The following is a 21,235-nucleotide window of genomic DNA, read 5'->3' as shown; positions in this document are numbered from 1 at the left end:
TTGCGTCCGGCGCAGCTACGCACTGTGCCTAGAACTGCCCTCGCCCGTCGCCCGTGCGGTCGTGAACCCAGCGCATGGCTTGTTGCTCGGCGTGCCGGATTGCCTCCGCCGCCGTCCCGTAGACGATCTCTTCGGTGTCGTTGGGCAGCAGTGACTCTTCTTGAGCTGCAGGCGAGCGGAGCAGAACGACGACCGGACGATAGCCGCCCTGCTGCGGCTCAATGCGAAGCTCAAATCGAAAACCGCGGTACTCGAGTGAGTGGCCGTCTGCGGGAGTGATGTCGTTGCTCATGGATATGCCCTCGCGAGTTGCACAGAGCGTGCGCGTCGATGGCTGGCGCGACGCAGGCACGCAGGGGCAATCCTTGAAGGACGCAACGCCGTCGGAGAGTGACCCCGCCATCGGCAAACGAGAACGGGTCGCACGTCAGCGCTGGATTGGCTTGCGCCCCACACTTCGCTTTAGAAGGTATTTAACAGGTGACGAGGCTCGCCAGCGCCGCGGCGCCTGTGCGCGCTACTTCACCTTCGCTGCGTCTTCCGCAGTGTCTGAATTGGTCGAGCTGCGGCTGCCCTTCAGATACAGCTCTACGTCGGCCGCCTTGTCGCCCACCTTGGCAATGGCTTCCGTCAACTGCTCGGCCGTCACGTTGAGTTCGCGCGTCCATCGTTCGATCTGCGTCGAGTCGTTCTTGTCAATGCGGGGTGTTGCGGAATCGTGGTCTGCCATGAGGCCTCCAGTTAAGAATTTGAAGAAATTTGCATCAGAGCGGCAAGGTGCCGTTGGTCTCGAGCCCGACGGCCGCCATGGGCCGCGGCCCCGAAGGCGTGAGCACTACCTTTCGGCACTCCTCCTCCGCCTTCTCGAAGATTTCATAGCCGCGCGCAGCGTCTTCCAGCGCCATGTGGTGCGTGATGATCACCTCGGGTTTCAGGTCGCCTGCCTGGATGTGCTCAAGCAGCTTGGGCATGTGCTGTTGCGCATGTGTCTGGCCCATCTTGAAGGTCAAGCCCTTCTCGAACGCGTCGCCAAACAGGAAGCCGTGAATGAAGCCCGCGTACACCCCGGGCACGCTGACCACACCGCCGCGCCGCGTGGCTGCGATGGCCTGTCGCAGCGCCTTGCCGCTGGAGCCCTCGAGTTTGAGGTCGGTCATGACAGTCTCCAACGTGCTGCCCTTGGCCTCGAACCCGACAGCGTCGATAGATGCATCCACGCCGCGGAAATCGGTGCGCTCGATGATGGCGCCCGCAGGGTCGTCGATGTCCTTGAAGTTGATCGGTTCCACGCCGTACGTGGCACGCGCGAACTCGAGGCGGTACGCGTGCTCGTCGACCATGAAGATGCGCTCAGCGCCCAGCAGCCGGGCGGAGGCGGCAGCCATCAGCCCCACCGGACCCGCGCCGAAGATGGCTACCGTCGAGCCCGGCCCGACTTCGCCGTTCAACGCCGCTTGGTACCCCGTGGGGAGAATGTCCGACAGGAACAGCACCTGCTCGTCGGCCAGCCCCGGCGGGATCACGAGCGGGCCCACGTTGGCCTTGGGCACGCGCACGTACTCCGCCTGGCCACCAGGATAGCCGCCGTATAAGTGCGAGTACCCGAACAGCCCCGCACCGGAGCGAACGTTCTTCTTGTTGAGGATGGCGCCGCGTCCAGGGTTGGTGGTTTCGCAGGCCGCGAACAGGGTCTTGTTGCAAAAGAAGCACTGGCCGCAGGCGATGGTAAAGGGCACGACCACGCGGTCGCCCTTCTTCAGGCGCGTGACGCCCTTTCCCGTCTCCTCGACAATGCCCATGAACTCGTGGCCGAGGATGTCGCCGGACTCCATGTCGGGAATCTTGCCGCGGAAGATGTGGAGGTCGGAGCCGCAGATGGCCGTGGCGGTTACGCGCAGCAGCACATCGTCCTCCTGCTCCAGCACCGGATCGGGCACCGTCTCAACACTTACGTTCTTGGAGGACTGGTAGGTCAGGGCTTTCATGGCGCAGTTTTCCTTAGGGGTTGGAGGCAACGGGAGATGCAGGGACGGGAACACTGCCCCGGTGCTGGAAGCTAGGTCTCGCCATCCAGCCTCCGTGTAGGAGCACAGGCAATCGTCCTGCGCGCCGGCTCGCCGGTGCCGATGGATGGATGTGAATCGCTTCCGGCGCCCGGCTTCCTTCGGAGTTCACGCGCCACCCTCCTACACGGGCACGTTTTGAAGGTGCCATCGTGAATCCCCTGTACATATTCGGAGACCGGTCATGACCCAGCGACGAAGCGTTCATTCAGCGGGCAGTCCCACCAAGACGCCCAAGCCAACCACCGGCGCCAATCCCGACGGTCGGACGCCGGCCGAACTGCCGACTGATCCGGCGGCGAAACAGGAAGTGCAGGAACGGGCACAGCCGCCGAACAAGCGCACATCCTGAGACAACGATCCCTTAGATGGAGCCACCAGATCTCTTCTGCGGCTGATCACAACGGTTCACTCGCCACCGTCGCGCGCGCAGACATGCTTGGCGAGAAAGTGGCCAGCGGAAAGGCCGGCGCCGCTCAGGGAGCCAAGCTTGGCCTCGAGGCTATGCTGGGGCGCGAAGGCGACATGGTCGCGGGTTGGGAGAGGAGCAGCAGCCCGTTCTGGCGAACAACACCCTGTTTTCCATGTCTGGCCGAGCAGCACAGCGGGAGGGCAGAGTCCGGGGCCGCGGAATCCCGAGCTCCCGGCAGGCTCCTGCCTGCTTACGCCCGCTTCGCGACCATCCCGTAGATGACCAGAACGATGATCGCACCGACGACTGATGCAATGAATCCAGCCCCGGTTCCCGCGGCATACCACCCCAAGGCTTGCCCGATGTAAGTAGCGATCACCGACCCCACAATACCTAGCAAGGTCGTCCATATGATGCCGAGCGACTGACGCCCGGGCAGTACCGCCCGCGCTACCAGGCCTGCAAGAAATCCGATGATGATGGTCCAGATGAGTGACATGTGTTGTCCTTAAAGATCGCGGGCGCTTCGCTCCCGCCTCAAGCCTGTGGGTTCATTTGCCGGTCTTGGCGGCGAGATCCTGCGCATGTTGGAGATGGCCTTGCACGGCGGGAAGCATCTTGGTGGCGAGGGCCTTGAGATCCGCATCTTTGGCTTCCGCCTGCACCTTCTGCAAGAGCTTCGCAGTTGCCTCATGGTCGCCCACGCCCGCCTGCTTCACGTAGCGGCTGTCGAACAGACCGCCCGATAGCGTCTTGAATTCAATCATCGCTGCTTTGTGCTTCGTATCGGGCCCGTCAGGCAAGCTTGCACTCTTGGACGAAGCCAACGCCTTCGTCTCCTCCAAACCCTTCGAATGGTCATCGACCATCATTTGGGCGAACTTCTTGATCTCGGGATTTGTCGATTTTTCGACCGCGAGCCTGCCGCTATCGATTTCCGCGATATTGGCTCGCGCAATGTCCTTGAGCATCGACTCGTCTGCGGATGAGAGTTTCCCGGCTGCCTGAGCAACGGGAGCGAACATCGACATTGCCAATGTGGCCGAGGCCGCAGCGATGACGGCGGAGTTTGGGAGCTTGAACATGGAATTTCCAGGTCGTTCGTGAAGCGGATACGCTGGCATGCGCGGGCCTCGCGCCTTGTAGGAAGTTGCCATTTCGACTTGACTGGCGCCGGCTGTCAGGGGATAGCGGAGGAACGCTTGCGAGGCGACAACCGCGCCCAAAAAAAATGTAGATGGTGCTCTTGAAGACTCTTCGGGCGGCACCTAACTTTCACACCGTCGGAACCTGGTCACCCGCAAAAGGAGGTATCGAATGACCATGAACTTGCTCAAGCAAATCGCCGGCTCCCGCTTGCCTTTGACGTTCTACCGTACCGAGGACATCGATCAAGTCAGGGTGTTGAGCGCAGCCGGCTTGGTAGTGGCGATGTTGTCGTCTGCTACACACCCCCCTCACGCGCCATCTATGGCCCAGGTGCTGGCCATCACGCAGAAGGGCCGCGAAGAACTCGCGAGATTTCAATACCCCGAATCACGCCCTCCACGGTGGCGCTTCAGGATGCCTCGGGTCAGATCTGCGCCGTGGGCCAAGCTCCTTCGCACGACGTCCGAATCACGCGAGCCGCCACGGATGCAGTAGGGCCTGCGGCACCGAGCCAAAACGCCTTGCGCCGCCGTACGTTTCTTGCTTTGATCGCCGCCCCGACGACCGGGGGGTGCCTGCAACTTCTGGAGGTTTGTCATGTACCGTTCCCTGTTTCCCCGAGACGTCCTGGCCGAGCTTGATCGGCTCCAACGGGACATCCGCCAAGCCGCTGATCTGTCGCCCAATATCCGCGGCCTTCCACGCGACGGGTTTCCAGCGTTGAACGTTGGGAGCACTGATCATTCGCTGGAGATCTACGCATTTGCCCCTGGCGTGGACCCCGCCACGCTCGAGCTCCACCTGGAGCGGGGCCTGCTCACCATTTCCGGAGAGCGAAAGGGCATTGCGACGCCGCCTGAAGGCAAGGCTGCAGTTCATATTCATGAGCGTTTCGAAGGCGCGTTTCGTCGTGTGATGACTTTGCCCGAAGACGCAGATCCTGAAGCCGTGGATGCGAAGCTGAGAGACGGCCTTCTTCACATCACCGTTCAGCGTCGCGCCTCTGCACAGCCACGTCGGATCGATATTCAATAGCTATTCAGATCAAAGGAGATGACCATGAACCACGATGTCCAGACCGCCGGTCGCGCAGTGCGCCAAGACGCTGCCGCCTCCGATGCTTCTCGCTACGACGCGGCAGCACTCACACCTCCTGTGGATGTGATCGAGGATGTCAGCGGCATCACGCTGTATGCAGACTTGCCTGGCGTGCGTCGCGAGGGACTGAACCTGCATGTCGAAGGGGCTACGCTGACCATCGACGCCGAGTCTTCCCTGAAGACACCCGAAGGGCTGAAGACGAGCCATACCGAGGTGGAGTTTGGCCGTTTTCGCCGCGTGTTCACTCTCAGCAAGGAGCTGGACACCGAGAATGTGACGGCGGAGTTGTCGCAGGGCGTGCTCAAACTCCGGATCCCCAAGACGTCACACGCGCAGCCCAGACGTATTGAGGTAAAGGTCGACTAACCCAGTACCAGGGGCTTAGATCGTCGGGCGACGGCCTTCACGCGCCGCTGAGACTTGGCGGGAGAACCGTTCAGGTCCGCGCATCGATGGTGCAGGCCGGCCCAATAAAGTCGCGATCGATGCCCCCTGAGGCGCTGGTGCGCGCTCTACTCTCATGGGAAATCGGTGGTGTTTCGGAGCGCTCGTCGATCGAGTGACGCTCCCTGCACGACCGGGTTTCACGCGCGAGCGCTGCAGGTTGAACGTGGAACTTAGCGACGCGCTCGTCGTGGCGGGCATCGAACCGACGAGATCGCCAATAGCTCGGCCTTCACCCGCATTTTTGCTTGTGATTTTTCGCTCGTACAAGTCACAAAGCCGCCCTGTTGGGCGACTGCGGGTGGACTGAAATCAAGTTGTAGGCGCTAGGCCATGACCGCCATTCTTGCCATCAGCTCCTCCTTGCGCGCCGCGAGCGTTTCGCGCATCGCAACGAGGTCGAGCTGGCGTGCCGCCCTTGCCTTCGGGAATAGTTCGTTGCATTCCCTTGACGTGGTGGTCGATGCACTCTCCAAGCAGTTTGACCTTAGCGTTAAACATGTCGTCCCCCTTGGGGGCCTCCTGCAACTGGGATGAGATCCTTCGCACTTGCGTGCTCGATCGTTGGCTTCATCCAACAGGTCGGTGTCCTTGATGGCTTCGCGCACTGCGGAATAGAAAATCTCAACTTCGATCTGGGTGTGGACAGTCGAGTCCATGCAAATTGCATCGCTAGCTCACGTCGCTTCGTTTTGCTGACGCCGACGTTGAGTTGGCAAGCTCCTCATGTGCAGAAAACCTCTTCTTTTTGATGTTTCTTTGATCCGTGTCGCGAAATGAGCAGGCATCAGGTGTTGCCCGTTTGGTGGTCATCGCGGAATGTGTGCAACAGATTGCGATGGCGTTGGAGTAACACGGTGGGAGCGCTGCCATGTGCGGCGACGGCGCTTTCAAGACCGCTGGCGCTGACGCGGGACGTCTACCGGCGGTCAGATCTCACCCCCAAATCCTGCGTTCGTTCGCCCGTGCCCCGCAGCCGTATAAGGACTGACGGGGCGTGCGCCGCTCGCGCTCAATCCCGCCGTGTTGATGCGCGAACTGCCAACATCTGAGTCGCGCTCGCGACGACCGCCTACAACGGCAGTCCATGAACCCTCGCAAGGTTATTGTTTTTTGGGAGGCACGCATGACAGACGACAGCAAGAAAACCGCGCTCGACCGCAAACTCATCTCGCTTGAAGAAGATTACGAAGTGCGGGACTGGACCAAAAGCCTGGGCTGTACCCCGGGCGAGTTGCGTGAAGCTGTGAAGGCTGTAGGCCATTCGGCAGAGAAGGTCCGCGAGTACCTGGCGAAGAAAAAGTAGCCGGCGGCCATCATGCCGAAGGCCGACGCGCTGTCCGTCTACAAGGCGAAGCGCAATTTCGCCGTGACCGCAGAGCCTTCAGAGGGCGGCGTAGCCAACCCGGCCGCCCTGTCGTTCGTGATCCAGAAGCATGCAGCTTCTCGACTGCACTACGACTTCCGCCTCGAGTTGGATGGAGTCATGCTGTCTTGGGCCGTGCCCAAAGGCCCCAGCTTCGATCCCAAAGAGAAACGGATGGCTATCCACGTAGAGGACCATCCAATTTCTTATTCCTGCTTCGAGGGCACCATTCCACCGAAGCAGTACGGCGCCGGCACCGTGATCGTTTGGGACAACGGCACCTGGGAGCCTGTGGGCGACCCGCGCAAGGGCTTGGCCGCCGGCAAGCTGGTGTTCAGGCTGCATGGTCAGAAGCTGGAAGGCCTGTGGGAACTTGTGAAGATCGCCAAGGAGGGCGAGAGGCAGGAACCGTGGATTCTTTTCAAGAAAAAGGACGACTTCGCGCGGCCGCACCTGGAGTACAACGTGCTCACCGCCCTGCCCGACAGCGTTATTTCCAAGCCATTGAAGAAGGCTGCAGCTCGACCTGCAGCGGCCCTCGGGCGCAAGACTGCCAGGAAAGCAGACCCGCTGGCCAGCGCGCGCAAAGCCGTTCTGCCCGCCAAGATCGAGCCTCAGCTCGCCACGCTGGCCGCCGGCGTTCCTTCGGCGGGCGAATGGCTCTACGAAATCAAATTCGACGGCTACAGGCTCATGGCTCGCATCGAGAAGGGCAGGATTGGCCTCATGACCCGCGGTGGGCATGACTGGGCCGCCAAGATGCCAGGTCTCGTTTCCGAGCTCGGCGCGCTCGGCCTGAATTCCGCGTTCCTGGACGGTGAAATCGTGGTGTTGGGCGCCAATGGCGCACCGGACTTCAATGCCCTGCAGAACGCTTTCGACCAGCGCAAAGGCGCCGAGCAGATTGTGTATTTCGTCTTCGACGCCCCCTTCTTCGAAGGCGCGGACCTTCGCGAAGTGCCGTTGAAGGAGCGTCGAGCGCTTCTTCGGGATTTTTTCGAAGAGCGCGCATCTGAGCACGTGCGTTTCAGCGCTGATTTCCCAGCCGATCCGGTTTCGATTCTGAAGTCTGCCTGCCAGATGCACCTGGAGGGTGTCATCGCCAAACGGGCAGACGCCCCCTATGTGTCGCGTCGCAGCGAGACCTGGCTGAAGCTGAAATGCAAGCTCCGCCAGGAATTCATCGTGTGCGGGTATACGGACCGGACGGACAACAGCGCCCAAATCGGAAGCTTGCTGCTCGGCATTCATGATGACCAGGGCAACCTGGTCCCTGCGGGCAGCGTAGGAACCGGTTGGAGCGGCGACGAGGCGGCTGAGTTCAAGCGTCAGCTCCTGCCGTTGGCTGTCGACGCATCCCCCTTCGACAAAGGCACCTCGAAGCCGGGCCGATGGTCCAAGCGCAAGGTGGGCAGCGAGCGTTGGGTAAAGCCAGTCCTCCTGGCAGAGGCTTCGTTCGCCGAATGGACGCCGGATGGTCAAGTGAGGCATGCATCCTTCATCGGGCTGCGCGACGACAAGCCGGCCGAGGCCATCGTGAGAGAGCAACCGAAGGTCGTTGGCGCGCCTGCGGCTGTGGGCGCCAATAGCGACATTGGCGTTGCCGGCGCCAGCCGCAGGGACGCCGGAAGAACCATCAAAGTGAGTCACGGGGAGCGGGTGATCGACGCCACCACTGGCGTCACCAAACTCGACCTGGTGAGGTATTACGAATCGGTCGCCGATTTCATCCTGCCACACCTGAAAGGGCGCCCCTGCTCTCTCGTTCGCGGTCCTGCTGGGGTCACGGGGGAGTTGTTCTTCCAGAAGCACGGCGAAAAAATCGGCATTCCCGGCATCACCGAGTTGAAAGAAACCCTATGGCCGGGGCATACGTCACTGCTCGAGGTGGGCAACGGAAAGGCGCTGGTCGGCGCCGCGCAGATGAACGTGATTGAGTTCCACACGTGGAATTCGACGGCCAAGGCCATCGACAAGCCCGACCGGATGATTTTCGACCTGGACCCCGGCGAAGGGACAACCTGGGAACACATCCAGGAAGCTGCGACGCTCATGCGAACCATGCTCAACGCTCTGGGCCTGGAATCCTGGCTGAAGACGAGTGGGGGCAAAGGGCTGCATGTCGTCATCCCGCTGGCGCCGCGCTACGACTACGACACGGTGAAGGGATTTTCTCAAGCCATTGTCCAGCATATGGCCAGGACGATCCCCATGCGATTCGTGTCCAAGAGCGGCCCAAGCAACCGAATAGGCAAACTTTTCATCGACTACCTGCGAAATGGCCATGGTGCGACGACCGCTGCGGCATTCTCCGCGCGCGCGCGGCCGGGCCTGGGCGTGTCGATCCCTGTGAGTTGGGACGATCTTCCCAAGCTGAAGAGCGGGGCCCAATGGACCGTGCGCACCGCGCGCGAGCACCTGTCTTTCCAAACGTCAGACCCGTGGGTCGATTATTGGAAGACACGCCAGCCGCTTGCGGAGGCGATGAAGCTGTTGGGGTACAAGCGGTGACAAGCATCGGTCGCCAGAGGCGACGCTGCGCCAATGGACTGCCTCGGAGATCGCCAACGTTCGCGCCGAAGGCGAGCGTGCCGGAGTGCTTGCACGCTGGAAAGCGCGTTGGCGTGCATTTGTGCGTTCCTTTTCTTAGCCTCGGCCTGGCGCAAATGAGGATTTTTGCCGTGCCCGATGCAGAGTCAAACATTCCCCATTCCAAGTCTCCCGACTCGAATCGAGCGGTCCTGCAGGCCCTCGCGGAGCGCGTCGGACTTTTCGTCCCTGGAGCGTTGATTCTGTCCCACGAGGACGAAGACGCCGATCCTGTCGGCGACAGTGGCATCGATCCCGACAACGATGCGACCTGAAGGCTCCGCATAGTGCCGGCATGCCCTCTCCGTCGTTGCCGCTTGTCTACCTCGCAGGTCCCGATTTTCCGCGCCGATGCCGCCGAGCACTTCCGGGCATTGACTCGCGCATGTGCAGAGTTCGGATGGAAGCGTTGGCCCCGTTCGAAGCGGCTCACGACCCAGGCACACCGAAGCAGATCTTCGAAGAGAACATGCAAATCCTGCGACGGGCAGGCGGGATGATCGCGAACCTGACGCCCTTGGAGGCGCGAAGCGGACGCTGGAACGGTCTTCGAGGTAAGAGCCGCTCACGCGCCGGAATCCCCGTGGGCGCCCACGGCGTGGAAGCTACTCCGATCGGGTAGCGTAGCGATTGCTACGTGCGGCGAACTTGCCGGCACGAGAAAATGCCCAGGGACCTGGGCCAAGGCCTTTCAACATCCCAGGAAGGACCGGCATCAGAGATGCGAAATGCCGCCATGCTTTCTTTCCGCAGGCCCTATTTCCTACAAATGAGACGGATTCGCGGCTTACCTTCGCAGCATGGTCATTCATGCATTGCTCGTCGAAGACAACAAGGTAATCCGCGACAACCTTATTCCGACGCTCGAGGCGTTGTCTGAGGCCCGCGTGGAAGGTGTCGCCGAGACCGAGGCCGAGGCGATCGCTTGGCTTGAATCGCACGATGGTTGGGACGTGGCGGTGGTGGACCTTTTCTTGCGCGAGGGGTCTGGCTTGGGCGTGCTCGCGAGCTGCGTGAATCGACGCGCTGGCCAGCGCGTGGTCATCTTCTCTAACTATGCCACCGAGGAAATCCGCCGCCGTGCGAAGGAGCTCGGGGCAGACGCGATTTTCGACAAGTCCACGGAAATTGACGGGCTCCTGGATTTCCTCGAGCGTCTTACGCCGCCTCCCTAGACGTCGGGATTGGGTGCCCCTGCGAGCGCAGCCCTGCCTTCCGGCGTGATGCGTTTGATAAGTGCACAGCAGGTATCGGGGTCGCCATCAATGGCTTCACCGCAGGCCGAGATGGTCAAGGGTTACGAGTTGGACGAAGAGCGCTTCGTGATCCTCAATCCAGAAGCGTTGAAGGCGTTGGAGGAAGGCGCGAGCCATTTGATCGATATCGTCGCCTTCATCCCTGCAACGCCCGCCACCTCGACGATATGCGGGTGCCCATCTTTTTACACTGCGTCGGCGACACACCAGTCGCGCATGAGTCTGCAGCGGCCCAAGATCTCTTCGCCACTATCCACGGAATGGTTGACGCCGACGGTCAACGCGGCGAGGACAGCGACAGCGCGTGAGCGCTCCGCGTTGCTCGCGCCATTTTTGGCTATGTCGCCTCGGTTGCCAGACCCGATGAATCGTGGGCGGTCGCGGCCTTGAGCAGGCGTCTTTCAAGTGGGACCCTGAACGCAGATCATGGAGATTCGATTGCTTCTTGGAGAGATCATGCCTTTGAAGGCCACGACCCGTACCAGTGCCTCAAGGAGGTGATCGAGCGCTTGCCGAACAGCGAACAGCCGCGCGCGCGAGCTGCTACCGGGGTGCTGGCGGGCTTGATCGACTGATCGCGCCGGGTCAACATGACTCGCCCGGGCACATACCTCGCGGCCGCTGATCTGCGGGCGCGAGAGGCGCGCTCAGTCCCAAGGTGGGCTCGGACCTTGCCGCCATTGGCTGCAACCTTCAGCGAAGAAAGGCGGGCAATACCCGGGCCACGCCGCGCAGATTTTCATACTCCGCATCGCTGAGAGGTTGCTCAAGAACGTCGAAGTGGCAGAGCGTGCCGAACAGCCCTCCGTCCGGCTTCGGAATCGGGACCCCGTGATAGGCCACCATCACGCCTTTGTACGGATGGCCGGTGAGTCGATCGTCTTGAGCCGAATTGCTCGTCAAAAACACACCGTCTCGGAGCACGAACTGGCAAAAGCTGGAGCCCAGGGGCACGGCTTTCAGGAACTCAGGCCGTGCCTCCCCCGCCTTGTCGACCAGTTCCACGTTTCGGAGCAAGGCGCCTTCCAGTTGATAGACAGCCGTGTATCGATGAGGTACCCGAGCATTCAATGAAACGAGCGCTTCAGTGAGGCTCTTGGAGGCGCACGTCTCCATGAACTGCTTAACGGCCTCCTGCGGCTCCGCGGCCTCACTGGTTGCCAGCAACTGAAGGTACAGGCGGTCAACCTCAGTATCCCAGGCCGTGCCTGCTGCCAGTAGCGCTCGGGCGGCATCGAGGTCGCCGAGGATTTCGCCGCCCGCCGGCGTGACCGGGTAGGGAGGCACTAGAACCCCTGCCCGTTTGAGAGCTTGTTCTTTCTGAAAGCGTGAGAGTGGCATGGTTGGGAGATGGTACCGCGACGGTCTTGTAAGCGTCTTGTATATGAACGGCGGGCCGCGCGGCCTCTGCAGCAGGTTCGCGCGTTCGTGAGAAACACCGGCAACGCAGATGCTGCATTTGCGGATCGAACGTCGCGATCAACTTGCCATCGTCGTCGCTCTTCCAACTTGGGCCGCTCGCGCCCGCAGACTTATTCTCTGACGAGAGCATGACCGTTCATGCAAAGACCCTGAACATCAACGCCAACACCTTAGCCGAGACAAAAGCGTGGGCGAGCGAGCTGCAAGCGAAAAGGCAGCATTTCGATGCGCCGCGGCAAATTGATTGGCATAGGAATTGACCCTTTTCGACCTCTCGATGTTCACTGAACTCGTCGATTCCTCTACCGCTGCTGCTGCGCGAACGCGTCGTGCTGCTCGCCGAGCTGAGGTCCACGGCGGAGTAAGTCGGGGGCAACATGCCTTGCCCGGAAAACGGCAGCAAGCGAATCTTTACTTGTTACTGGCGTCTCTGCCAGCACTGGCAGGCTGACCGGGAGCCGCAAGGCTGCGTGAGCACGGCTTTCGCAACGCCGTAGTCTGATTCGACCGCTTGCTAGCCCCTTGCAATGAGTTGCGAGTAGCTGCGCCGATTGGCGCGGTAGCAGTCGCAGGCCGCGTTCTCCAGCCCTTGGCGGTCGGTGATGGCGATAACGCCGCGCCGGTAGTAGATGAGGCCGCGCGTGTGCAGCGCCGTGGCCGCGTTGGTGATGCCGACCCGGCGCACGCCCAACATGCGCCCCAGCACCTCATGCGTGAGCGTAAGTTGCGCCGACTGCGCGCAGTCCTGCGTGGTGAGCAGCCAGCGGGCCAGGCGTTCCTCGATCTGGTGGAACTGATGGCACAGGCCCGAGCGGCCGAATTCGGCCAGCAGCACGCACACATAGCGATGCAGCACGCGCTTCAGCGCTGCGCTGTCCGCCAGCTCCTGCTCGAACGACTGCGCAGAGAGGCGCCACGCCAGGCCCGCGCCCTGCACCAGCGTGCGCAACGGAGCGCGTTGCGCACCCAGCGACAGCTCGTAGCCAAGTGCGCCTTCGTTGCCCACCATGCCGGCTTGCAGACCGTCGTGCCCATCCGCGGTGGACACCAGCGACACGAAGGCCGTGGTGGGAAAGTGCACGTGCCGGATAACGTCGCCCGGCTCGTATAGAACCTGCGCACCCTCCAGCTGCACTTGATCGCAGCGCGAGAGCAGCCGAATGTGCTCTTCGGGAGGCAGGGCCTCGAGCAGCCGGTTGACCATGGAGGCGGACGGATCTGGAGCCACGAAACCGCCTGTCAGGAAGAGGAAAAGGTCAGAAATGCCAACGCTGCAAAAGCGCTGGCGAGCCATTCTTGCTCACCGAGGGCTTGCCCTTTGTGCGCCGCCGTACCCACACACCGCCTCAGGTGGCCAGCCGGTGCGGTAACAGCCGGTCGGTCTCGCGCTTGACGACTTCGTAGCATTCGCACACCTGCCGTTCCAGCCCCTGCCGATCAAGCACCGTGATATGGCCGCGCGCGTACTTGATGAGGTTCAGACGCTGCAGCTTGCCCGCCGCTTCGGTCACGCCTTCGCGCCGCACGCCAAGCATGTTGGCAATGAGTTCCTGCGTCATCACCAGTTCGTTGCCGGGCAGGCGGTCCAGGCTCAGCAGCAGCCAGCGGCACAGCTGCTGCTCCAGCGAATGGTGGCGGTTGCACACCGCCGTCTGCGACATCTGCGTGATCAGCGACTGTGTGTAGCGCAGCAGCAGGTGCAGCAGCGGGCCACCCTTGTCCGTCAATTCCTTGATATGGGTGGCACTCAAGCGAAAGGCATGGCCGGCGCTTTGCACCACCGCGCGGTTGGGCGTGCTGCCTCCGCCCATGAGCAGCGACACGCCCACCATGCCCTCGAAGCCCACGACCGCAATCTCAGCCGACTGGCCGTTCTCCAGCACATACAGCAGCGAGACGATGCTGTCGGTCGGGAAAAATACGTGTTGCTGCACCACGCCCGACTCGTAGAGCACCTCGCCCAGACCCAGCTGCACCAGTTCCAGGGAAGGTTTCATTCGGGCCATCAACTCGGGAGGGATGGCATCCAGGAGGCCATTGCGCGCGGGGGCCATATTGAGCGAAGACGAACGCGGGGGCAATGCCATAGGGGGGAGGGACCTTCCAAAGCTCACATGATTCCGCGGCAGAACGCTGCACGTCTGTGCGGTGACGCACATACCCTGGACATATTGCCAGATGAGCGCTTCGGTGCGCTAGCGAACGGTGCTAGAACCTGTTTCTGGCTAGCGTGGGAACCAGATCTCTCTCTGTTCTGGAGGAACACACGATGCACTCGATGAACTATTCGGAAGTTGCCGCCGACAAGCTGGTTCGGGCCTACCTGAGTAGCAGGCAGTTGCCGAAGGTCCTGCACCACGCGGTGGTGTGGATCGCACAGACGCGCATGAACAGCGGCAAGCTGCCCGTGCTCGATGCGGCCCTGCGCGCCAACATCGACCACGAAGCCAGCGCACCCGAGGTATCAGTTGCTCGTACGCCCGCAGGCGGGCCCTCAGGAGAATGACATGCCCATGCGACTGCTCTGCCGCCTTTGCTGTACGGAATTGCCCCTGAAGCTCGACGATCAGGAAGAGATTCAGAAGTGCGAGTTGCTGCGTAGCGCGGGGCTGATTGAAGCCGAGCTGCCGCCAGTGACGCACGAGCGTGGAAGAACCGTCTATTCGGGTCAAGCCATCGTGATGCGCGTGACGCCCCGGGGGAAATCCGCTTCGTCGGAAAACGCAGGAAGGGCGGCAATCCAAGACGCCGTGGGTGCCGAGCCACGCTGACGTTTTCGCGTTCCTTCAGGATCGTTTCGGATGAGCGAGTCAACGACACGTCGCCCTGTGGGAACTTCCGCGCGCGCGCGGGGCAATCGGCAGGCCGGCTAGCTGTTCGCGCTGCGGGTCAGTAAACGCAGCAACATCTTTCGAAGACTCGCAGCCATGCTGAAAGAGTCGCATTGGGTCTGATTCTCGCGACATGACGCCTGCTAGGGGGACCGCCTGAGGTTGCAAATTCCCACCAGTCTGTACGGGGGCGTACAGACGACCCTCGCCATGGCGGACACCCTGACAGCAGGCAGCGATGCGGCTTGGCCGCGGTCCCACTTCAGAGAGCCTCTATGGACATTCAACTTTTAATGCGCCTCGACCGCATGCTTCCTCCCAGGATCCTGACCCTGCAGGCCGACTTCGCCGCTGCGAAGCGACTCCTTGACGATGGGTTCATCGAAGCCTCGCATCAAATGCATTCCACAAAATCGGGCATCGGGCTCCACGCCATGCTGGTGAAGGTCATCACGGCAAAAGGAAGCTTGGCCGTAGCACAGGAAAAGGCTCGTTCTGACATCAGAAAAAACAGCGCGTGAAGCGCGAACGGACATGCATCGATTTCTTTCAAACAACCGCGACGAACTGGTCGCCAGATGCAAGCTGAAGGTGGCGCAACGTCCTTTGCGCGCGGCCACGGACAAGCAGTTGGCCCACGGGGTGCCGATGTTTCTCGACCAGCTCACGCGAACACTTGCCGCTGAGCGTAACGACGACGCCGCAGCGAGCATCGCCATTTCCGGCCCGTCCGGCGGGGACTCGCTCGCGCTGTCTGAGATCGGCGTGAGTGCTACTGCCCACGGCAAAGAACTGCTGAACCTCGGCTACACCGTCGATCAGGTGGTGCATGACTATGGCGATCTTTGCCAGGCGATCACCGACCTGGCGTTCGAGCGCGACGCGCCGTTTGCGGTGGGTGAGTTCCGCACCCTGAATCGCTGCCTGGACAACGCCATTGCAGACGCAGTGACCGAGTTCAGCTCTCAGCGCGATGCATTCCTGTTGGTGCAGCAAACGGCCGGCGAGAAGCAGCGCTTGGGCTTCCTGGTTCACGAACTGCGCAACTCGCTGGGCACGGCCACCCTTGCGGTGCGGGCGCTCGAACTCGGCAACATGCAGATTGGCGGGGCCACCGGTGCGATCCTCAAGCGCAGCCTTTCCACGCTCGGCCTGTTGATCAGCAGAGCCACTGCAGAAGTCCGGGGCGAAGGATCGGACCAGCGCCAGACTTTCTCGGTCGCCACCTTCATCGTCGACGTCGAGCTGGCGGCCCGCCTCGACCCGAATATGAAAGCGGCAGTTTTCGAAGTGCGTGCCGTGGACCCAGGGTTGGCAGTGCACGCCAATCGAGATCTACTGCACGCGGCCCTGGCCAATCTGCTGCAGAACGCGTTCAAGTTCACGCGAAAGGACTCGCTGGTCACGCTGAATGCTTATGCCTTCGGCGACCATGTCCTCATCGATGTGGAGGACCACTGCGGCGGCTTGCCTCCTGGCGGCGCGGCCAAGATGTTCGTGCCCTTCAAGCCCAATGACGACGGGCGCGCAGGCCTTGGGCTCGGGCTGTCCATCGCACGTCAAAGCATCGAAGCCAATGAGGGCGCGCTAACAGTGCGTGACGTCCCCAACTCGGGTTGCGTCTTCACCATCTCCCTGCCTCGCCAAGCGCTGCAGTAGGCGCAGGCCGTTCACCTCGTGGCGCGCCGAACCCTTCGGGTGCCGCGCCAAAGGCGACTTGATGATGATTTACCAGGTCGCCGGTTAGCGCATCAGCTTTGTGCGACGAGGAGCGCATACCGCGCTGTTCCGGTAAGTGGGGGCCCGTTCGTTGGCATCCGCTGCTGCATTCTGTAAAGGTCACCGCTTCTTTGAGTCGATAGCTGTTTACCCCAATAAAACCATCGGGTCCAATGAAGTAAAAATAATGCGTTGGTTTGATAAAGCGCAGTGGGAGCTGCGCCAGGGAGAGATATCCAATGGGGATGAAACTGACTGTTCCGCCGCAATACCGCGACCAGTTCGAATTCATATTTCATATTGATCAGAGCGCCGATGGAAAAACGGTTGTGGCCGGGCGGAAATTTTTGAGCGTTCGGTTCTGAAAGCAACGCTGCAAATCGCGACAAAAAATCAAACCCACTTGGAAGTCACCGATGCTGTCTTGGAACGATGCATACGATGGGCTGACCTTCGGCTAAAAGAAAACGCGTTTCCAACCTGTTCTCATGGGACGGCTGAGCAGAGGCAACCTTCGCCGGCACCAATTTCAGATTTTCTTTAGCGCTGGTCCAGAGGCGACGGTCCGGAACCTCGACACCAAACAGCGAGGCAACCCATGCCCGCATGGGTCATCCCAAGGCCGCGTTCCATGGTGACCAGCGCGGCTTCTCTCCTGGGGGTACCAACCCGTGATTCGCACGTGGATTGAACGCGGGCGGATCGCGTAGCCACAAACTCAGTACAGGCATTCGATGGATCGGCGATCGGAGAAGAATGGATTTCCGATTGCGAAAAACTGAATCTCGACCCAACATGCTTGCACGTCGTTGGACTGAACCAGCGGGGCAGGATAGGCAAAGGGCTGGCACCTGCGTTGCCGGTTCCAGCCCTTCGCTTTTCCTTTATTCGCACCCGCGGTGCTCAACGGAAATCCCGTGACGCTGCCGAAAGGCTGAGTTCAGCGCTACCCTGCGCGCGTGCGGCCAATGCGTGCTGCGGATATGGGCGGTGCAGAACTCCAGCGTCCGGTTCGATTCCGCGGCGTCGGCGCAAAGAGCGGGGGCAGGCTGGCTGATCTGGAGGCGACCGAAGCCGGGGCTCTGCCTCAACCAGGGCAGCCTTCTCGAGACATTTCGACGGCCATGCGAATGGGGTCATGGAAGTTTTCATCGCAAGTTCCCGGGGCGCCCGCGCCTGCCTGCGCGCTCAAGGACGATAGGCAATGTGAGAGCACGCCTAGATGGCCGCTCCTTCACTTAGGTTCGGAATCCGAGGTTGCGCGTGCGAACGTTGGCCCTGGTCTGCATGTCCTCCGAGAAATAGCGCTGGCGCATGCTGGATCTGTTCAAGTCCCCTCGATTGAAGCCGTGATGGAGTTCCAACTCTCTCTGCCAGGCGCAACCTTGTGGCTTGAGGCTGCTGGCTCCCACCCTGCCACCAGGGATGCTTGTAGGAAAAGGATGGCGCTTCGACGCGCTTTCTTCTGAAATGAAAACAACCACCGTTTTTCAAAATACGGCCTTCCAGTATTCTTAGACCCCTCTTATAGTCCCAGAAATTCCTCGTTTGGGAATCAAGCCCATTTGTTTATGCTGTCCAGATCGGTGAATTTCCAATAATCGCTGCTGCTCATATTATTGATGGAGTTGTCGCAGCGAAATTACATTTAGTCGCAATGCTTAGGATTTTATCTGGGAAAAATAAGTGGAGAGCGACCCGTTCCGACCTAAAATTATTTGAGCAAGAGATAAGGGCTGCCCATCGCAGTTTTTTATCGTCATGAGTCGCCGTTTTTCGGTTTAAACTTTCCTCGCTTCAATGACCTGATGTCATGCCCCTCAATTTTCTTCGAGTAATCGAACGAGCAACATTGCCGCTCACCGTCACTGATCCCGAAGACATCAAACAAATAGAGCTACTCCGCGCTGCGCTGGTCATCACGGCAACGGTGCAACGCACTTCACCAGATGCACAACCGCAGTCTGCGGTCGTCCACGGAATTACGCGGGAAGGCCGGCATCTCTTACAAAAAGGTGTGGTTTAACGGCCGCCACCGTTCGTGTCCTCGCTCCTGATGCAAGTCGGCCTCCTTCCTCGGAGTGATCGGGGCGTCCATTCTTCAACTCCTTGCGTCGGAGCGGCCTGCCCGGGCCTCGATGCGGACACCCCTGTTCGACGCCGCCCACAGCATGGGCTTGCGAAAGCAGGTCCGTTCGACACGTCGCTAGGACGCTGGCACGCCTTCCTTTGGAAAAGGCTCAATGGCGTGCAAAAGGCCGGTGTCAATCTGGGCGCGACGCCCGCACTTGCCGGTCCCGAAACCGACGACCTGAGGCCGCCGCTGAGCAGCGAACAGGCCGACCGCGTCTTCCTCGAGAAGTACAAGAAAGCCGACAACCCGGCCACGGGGCTCTTTGTCGGGCTGCAGCCGATGCACTCGGATTTGTTCGTCCCATGATTTGACCGCATTCAGGCGTGCCGACAACGACCCGCCGCTGGTCAGCACCAACCAGGGTGTGACCACGATGTTCGAGTCGGCAGTCGAACCCGACCTGCGGGCCCTACGAAGCCTCATCCCGCGGTACCGCGGCGGCGGTGCGCAAGATCCTGGAGCCGCAGCTGCACGGTGACGTGCCAGAGCTCGGCTTTTCGGAGCCCAACTTTTCGTCCGCTCCTTCAAGCGCTGGACCGGCAAGACCCCGGCGGATTTCAGGCAGGCCCGTTGAGGCAGTCTGGTCGACCGTGCGTACTCACGCAACTACTGGCGTGAGTGCGGCGGCCAGGATGAGCGTGCAAAAACTACCGCCTTGGCTCAATCGACGAATTCCTTGTTCGGTAAGGTGCTCGCGGCCCTGGCTGTCTTGTGTCACCAATCCATGTGACCTCAACCTGTTCGACACAGGGCTTGGCTCCCCATGCGTCTTGGTCTCGCCCTCGTGGGGCAGGCTGAGCAGCTTCTTCCATTGCTCATCGTTGAGCCGAATCTTTTCCGTCATTTTTCCCCCTCCGTCCATTGAAAACCAAAGCGTCGTCCAATCGGCCACACCACCCGTGTCTGATGAGACCGATCCCCTTGCAAGCCGGTGGATCTAGCGTATTTGGGAGGCAAACCACCGAAAGATGTTCTGCTGGCTCTGCCCGCCGCCTCCAACGGTTCGCACAAACAGAAAACCGGATCTCTCATGGCCCAGCGCGTCGACCGGAATACCTGCGGCTCGCAGGGCTTCGACTTCTTCGCGCGCGCTGATGTCCAGCGGGAGCTTCAACGTGATGGTTGCGCGGTGGAAGATCGGCTTTTTCATCGCTCGCACCGGCGTGCTCTCAGGGGACTGGTCCCGCAACTGCTGCTATGGAGGCCCGGCAGCCAGGAGCCTCGCGCGCATCATGCCGTCGCACAGGGCACGTGCAACATCTGCGGGCATGCCGATCTTGCAATCGAGCGTGGTTGCCTCGCCCAACCCTGATCTAGCCACAACGGAGGCTTTCGCACCACCAAGCATGTCCTCGGCTTGCTGCAGGTACAGATCGAACCGTCCGTGAAAGCCCAGGGGGAGCAGTTCGCCGCGCCCTGCCTGGATGGCTTGCCGATGACGCGGCCCCGGGTAGAAAGCAGACTTCCAGCAAATGCTTGCTGTCGTGGCGACGATGGAACTCACACGAGCTCCAACGAAGACCGCGCCGTCGGCGAACATGACGAATTTTCCGAGCGCCTCGAAGTATCGAAACTGCCGGTCGATACGGTCCTGCACCCCACCGATCGAATTCTCCGCAAACGGCGCTTGGCAAGCAGCCCTTACGCGGACCCCGAGCATGGTGCTGCCACGAACTTCGCTGGGCGTAGTCACTCGCAATTCGTTGAAATTGCCATCGCTGGTCATAGGGGCTCTTCAAACACTGCCGGTGAACTATTACTTACCGAGCCGGCAGGCGGCTGATAGTAGGGCTACCAAAGCGTTAGAACGACGATAGAAATTTGGTCAAACCACAGTCAATCTATCGAATCTCTAAGGATTTCCCTACCCCAAGGATGGAAGAGCTATCATGGATTTTATTTCTATCTGAAACAGCGCCTACTCTAGGGGCTGTGACCAGCAGCCGTTTAATTCGCGAAGGACGCAAGCGTCTCCAGATGAGCGAACAGCAATTTGCTGTTGCGTTGGGGGTGAGCCGTGGCGCAGTACAGCAATGGGAAAAGCAAGGCGGCACAGCTCCAAAGCGGGCCAATCAAGGGCGAGTGGCGAAACTGCTCGGGATCACCATCGCCGAGCTGGTATCCGGGGTGTCAGCGGGTGCGCGGGGTGCCGACATGAGAGTTGAAGTTCCTCTCGTATCGGAGGTTGAGGCCGGCAACTACACCGTCATCGACAACTTCAAGCCGGTGACACAGTTCGACACTGTCCCTGTGAGCGTGCCGGTCAAGAAGCACACCTACGCGTTGCGGGTGCACGGGGACAGCATGGTCAGTGATATCGGAGACTCGTTTCCTGCCGGGTCGATCCTGATCGTGGAGCCCGACATGGAGGCAATTCCGGGTGACTACGTCATTGCATTAAATCCAGCGCGCGAGACCACGTTCAAACAACTCGTGAAAGACGGCGGCGACCTCTATCTCAAGCCGTTGAACAGCCGCTATCCCTTGAAACCGCTCGGCGATGCCAAGGTCATTGGTGTGGTGCGCGAATTCACCAAGCGATTTCGCTAGCCGTCGCAAAAAACGCACGGTCGCATAGATAGATTTTCAATCTAGAGATATATTTTCTATCCTAAAAAACCGGTCCGAATCAATTGATTGGGGACGGCAGTGAAAGGATGGAAAAGAATGGATTTCGTGCACGTCCCCACGGTTCCCGCGGGCTTCCCATACATATCTCCGCATCGCAAGGCCGCCTAACCTCGAGTAC

At 60.7% G+C, this 21,235-nt stretch carries 26 protein-coding genes; 15 read left to right on the top strand and 11 right to left on the bottom strand.

From position 1 onward, the window contains the following. Positions 1-28: 28 nt before the first annotated feature. The 3 genes from QTI51_RS32175 to QTI51_RS32165 form a co-directional block, all read right to left on the bottom strand. Positions 29-292, bottom strand: a complete 264-nt coding sequence (locus QTI51_RS32175) for a hypothetical protein (RefSeq protein WP_286517340.1) — start codon at positions 290-292, stop codon at positions 29-31. Positions 293-517: 225 nt separating this feature from the next. Next, the gene (locus QTI51_RS32170) at positions 518-730 is read right to left on the bottom strand and encodes a DUF3606 domain-containing protein (RefSeq protein ID WP_286517339.1); all 213 of its coding nucleotides are present in this window, start codon (positions 728-730) and stop codon (positions 518-520) included. A 34-nt stretch (positions 731-764) separates the two neighbouring features. Continuing rightward, complete coding sequence (locus QTI51_RS32165; RefSeq protein ID WP_286517338.1) at positions 765-1,985, bottom strand: zinc-dependent alcohol dehydrogenase; 1,221 nt, start codon at positions 1,983-1,985, stop codon at positions 765-767. Between the two features lie 262 nt (positions 1,986-2,247). Between QTI51_RS32165 and QTI51_RS32160 the strand changes: the two genes are divergently transcribed. Further along, positions 2,248-2,415, top strand: a complete 168-nt coding sequence (locus QTI51_RS32160) for a hypothetical protein (RefSeq protein ID WP_286517337.1) — start codon at positions 2,248-2,250, stop codon at positions 2,413-2,415. Positions 2,416-2,725: 310 nt separating this feature from the next. Here QTI51_RS32160 and QTI51_RS32155 read toward each other — a convergent pair whose 3' ends face one another. Together QTI51_RS32155 and QTI51_RS32150 are read right to left on the bottom strand one after the other, a co-directional pair. Beyond that, positions 2,726-2,974 carry a GlsB/YeaQ/YmgE family stress response membrane protein gene (locus QTI51_RS32155; RefSeq protein ID WP_286517336.1) on the bottom strand — a complete coding sequence of 83 codons (249 nt, stop codon included), beginning with the start codon at positions 2,972-2,974 and terminating at the stop codon, positions 2,726-2,728. 52 nt (positions 2,975-3,026) lie between these two features. Then, entirely contained in the window at positions 3,027-3,560 is a 534-nt protein-coding gene (locus tag QTI51_RS32150) for a DUF4142 domain-containing protein (protein WP_286517335.1), read from the bottom strand. Positions 3,561-4,221: 661 nt separating this feature from the next. Here QTI51_RS32150 and QTI51_RS32145 point away from each other — a divergent pair. The 7 genes from QTI51_RS32145 to QTI51_RS32115 all read left to right on the top strand — a co-directional run bounded on the left by QTI51_RS32145 (position 4,222) and on the right by QTI51_RS32115 (position 10,770). Continuing rightward, complete coding sequence (locus tag QTI51_RS32145) at positions 4,222-4,659, top strand: Hsp20/alpha crystallin family protein (protein WP_286517334.1); 438 nt, start codon at positions 4,222-4,224, stop codon at positions 4,657-4,659. 24 nt (positions 4,660-4,683) lie between these two features. Further along, positions 4,684-5,091 (top strand): Hsp20/alpha crystallin family protein, encoded by a 408-nt coding sequence (locus tag QTI51_RS32140; protein WP_286517333.1) that lies wholly within the window; start codon positions 4,684-4,686, stop codon positions 5,089-5,091. Positions 5,092-5,502: 411 nt separating this feature from the next. Then, positions 5,503-5,706, top strand: coding sequence for a hypothetical protein (locus tag QTI51_RS39020; RefSeq protein ID WP_353506565.1), 204 nt, complete (start codon positions 5,503-5,505; stop codon positions 5,704-5,706). A gap of 550 nt (positions 5,707-6,256) precedes the next feature. Then, a complete protein-coding gene (locus QTI51_RS32130; protein WP_353506564.1) occupies positions 6,257-6,475 on the top strand; it encodes a DUF3606 domain-containing protein in 219 nt (72 codons plus the stop codon). 12 nt (positions 6,476-6,487) lie between these two features. After that, complete coding sequence (gene ligD, locus QTI51_RS32125) at positions 6,488-9,046, top strand: DNA ligase D (protein WP_286517332.1); 2,559 nt, start codon at positions 6,488-6,490, stop codon at positions 9,044-9,046. Positions 9,047-9,924: 878 nt separating this feature from the next. Beyond that, positions 9,925-10,299 carry a response regulator gene (locus QTI51_RS32120; RefSeq protein WP_286517330.1) on the top strand — a complete coding sequence of 125 codons (375 nt, stop codon included), beginning with the start codon at positions 9,925-9,927 and terminating at the stop codon, positions 10,297-10,299. Between the two features lie 90 nt (positions 10,300-10,389). Continuing rightward, positions 10,390-10,770, top strand: coding sequence for a hypothetical protein (locus QTI51_RS32115; RefSeq protein WP_286517329.1), 381 nt, complete (start codon positions 10,390-10,392; stop codon positions 10,768-10,770). A gap of 303 nt (positions 10,771-11,073) precedes the next feature. Here QTI51_RS32115 and QTI51_RS32110 read toward each other — a convergent pair whose 3' ends face one another. The 3 genes from QTI51_RS32110 to QTI51_RS32100 all read right to left on the bottom strand — a co-directional run bounded on the left by QTI51_RS32110 (position 11,074) and on the right by QTI51_RS32100 (position 13,889). Next, complete coding sequence (locus tag QTI51_RS32110; protein WP_286517328.1) at positions 11,074-11,721, bottom strand: hypothetical protein; 648 nt, start codon at positions 11,719-11,721, stop codon at positions 11,074-11,076. A gap of 595 nt (positions 11,722-12,316) precedes the next feature. Then, the gene (locus QTI51_RS32105) at positions 12,317-13,030 is read right to left on the bottom strand and encodes a Crp/Fnr family transcriptional regulator (protein WP_286517327.1); all 714 of its coding nucleotides are present in this window, start codon (positions 13,028-13,030) and stop codon (positions 12,317-12,319) included. A 118-nt stretch (positions 13,031-13,148) separates the two neighbouring features. Continuing rightward, positions 13,149-13,889 (bottom strand): Crp/Fnr family transcriptional regulator, encoded by a 741-nt coding sequence (locus QTI51_RS32100; protein WP_503011562.1) that lies wholly within the window; start codon positions 13,887-13,889, stop codon positions 13,149-13,151. Between the two features lie 182 nt (positions 13,890-14,071). Between QTI51_RS32100 and QTI51_RS32095 the strand changes: the two genes are divergently transcribed. The 6 genes from QTI51_RS32095 (at position 14,072) to QTI51_RS32070 (ending at position 18,792) form a co-directional block, all read left to right on the top strand. Beyond that, positions 14,072-14,308, top strand: a complete 237-nt coding sequence (locus tag QTI51_RS32095; protein ID WP_286517326.1) for a hypothetical protein — start codon at positions 14,072-14,074, stop codon at positions 14,306-14,308. Between the two features lies 1 nt (position 14,309). After that, entirely contained in the window at positions 14,310-14,573 is a 264-nt protein-coding gene (locus QTI51_RS32090) for a hypothetical protein (protein ID WP_286517325.1), read from the top strand. Positions 14,574-14,908: 335 nt separating this feature from the next. Continuing rightward, positions 14,909-15,154 (top strand): hypothetical protein, encoded by a 246-nt coding sequence (locus tag QTI51_RS32085; protein WP_286517324.1) that lies wholly within the window; start codon positions 14,909-14,911, stop codon positions 15,152-15,154. Between the two features lie 13 nt (positions 15,155-15,167). Next, entirely contained in the window at positions 15,168-16,292 is a 1,125-nt protein-coding gene (locus QTI51_RS32080) for a sensor histidine kinase (RefSeq protein ID WP_286517323.1), read from the top strand. A gap of 1,873 nt (positions 16,293-18,165) precedes the next feature. Further along, positions 18,166-18,378 (top strand): hypothetical protein, encoded by a 213-nt coding sequence (locus QTI51_RS32075; protein WP_286517322.1) that lies wholly within the window; start codon positions 18,166-18,168, stop codon positions 18,376-18,378. Between the two features lie 222 nt (positions 18,379-18,600). After that, positions 18,601-18,792: a hypothetical protein gene (locus tag QTI51_RS32070; protein WP_286517321.1), complete on the top strand. Its 192-nt coding sequence runs from the start codon at positions 18,601-18,603 to the stop codon at positions 18,790-18,792. Between the two features lie 292 nt (positions 18,793-19,084). Here QTI51_RS32070 and QTI51_RS32065 read toward each other — a convergent pair whose 3' ends face one another. From QTI51_RS32065 to QTI51_RS32055, 3 genes are all read right to left on the bottom strand, one after another. Then, positions 19,085-19,330, bottom strand: a complete 246-nt coding sequence (locus QTI51_RS32065; protein WP_286517320.1) for a hypothetical protein — start codon at positions 19,328-19,330, stop codon at positions 19,085-19,087. Positions 19,331-19,423: 93 nt separating this feature from the next. Then, a complete protein-coding gene (locus tag QTI51_RS32060; protein ID WP_286517319.1) occupies positions 19,424-19,636 on the bottom strand; it encodes a hypothetical protein in 213 nt (70 codons plus the stop codon). A gap of 45 nt (positions 19,637-19,681) precedes the next feature. Beyond that, entirely contained in the window at positions 19,682-20,212 is a 531-nt protein-coding gene (locus tag QTI51_RS32055) for a hypothetical protein (RefSeq protein ID WP_286517318.1), read from the bottom strand. 149 nt (positions 20,213-20,361) lie between these two features. Between QTI51_RS32055 and QTI51_RS32050 the strand changes: the two genes are divergently transcribed. Further along, positions 20,362-21,036: a LexA family protein gene (locus QTI51_RS32050; RefSeq protein WP_286517317.1), complete on the top strand. Its 675-nt coding sequence runs from the start codon at positions 20,362-20,364 to the stop codon at positions 21,034-21,036. Positions 21,037-21,235: the final 199 nt, after the last annotated feature.

Origin of the sequence: Variovorax sp. J22G73 (assembly GCF_030317035.1) — a bacterium.
Lineage (GTDB): Bacteria > Pseudomonadota > Gammaproteobacteria > Burkholderiales > Burkholderiaceae_C > Variovorax.
The sequence above is the reverse complement of the archived record's forward strand: the minus strand, read 5'-3'. Positions and strand labels throughout refer to the sequence as shown.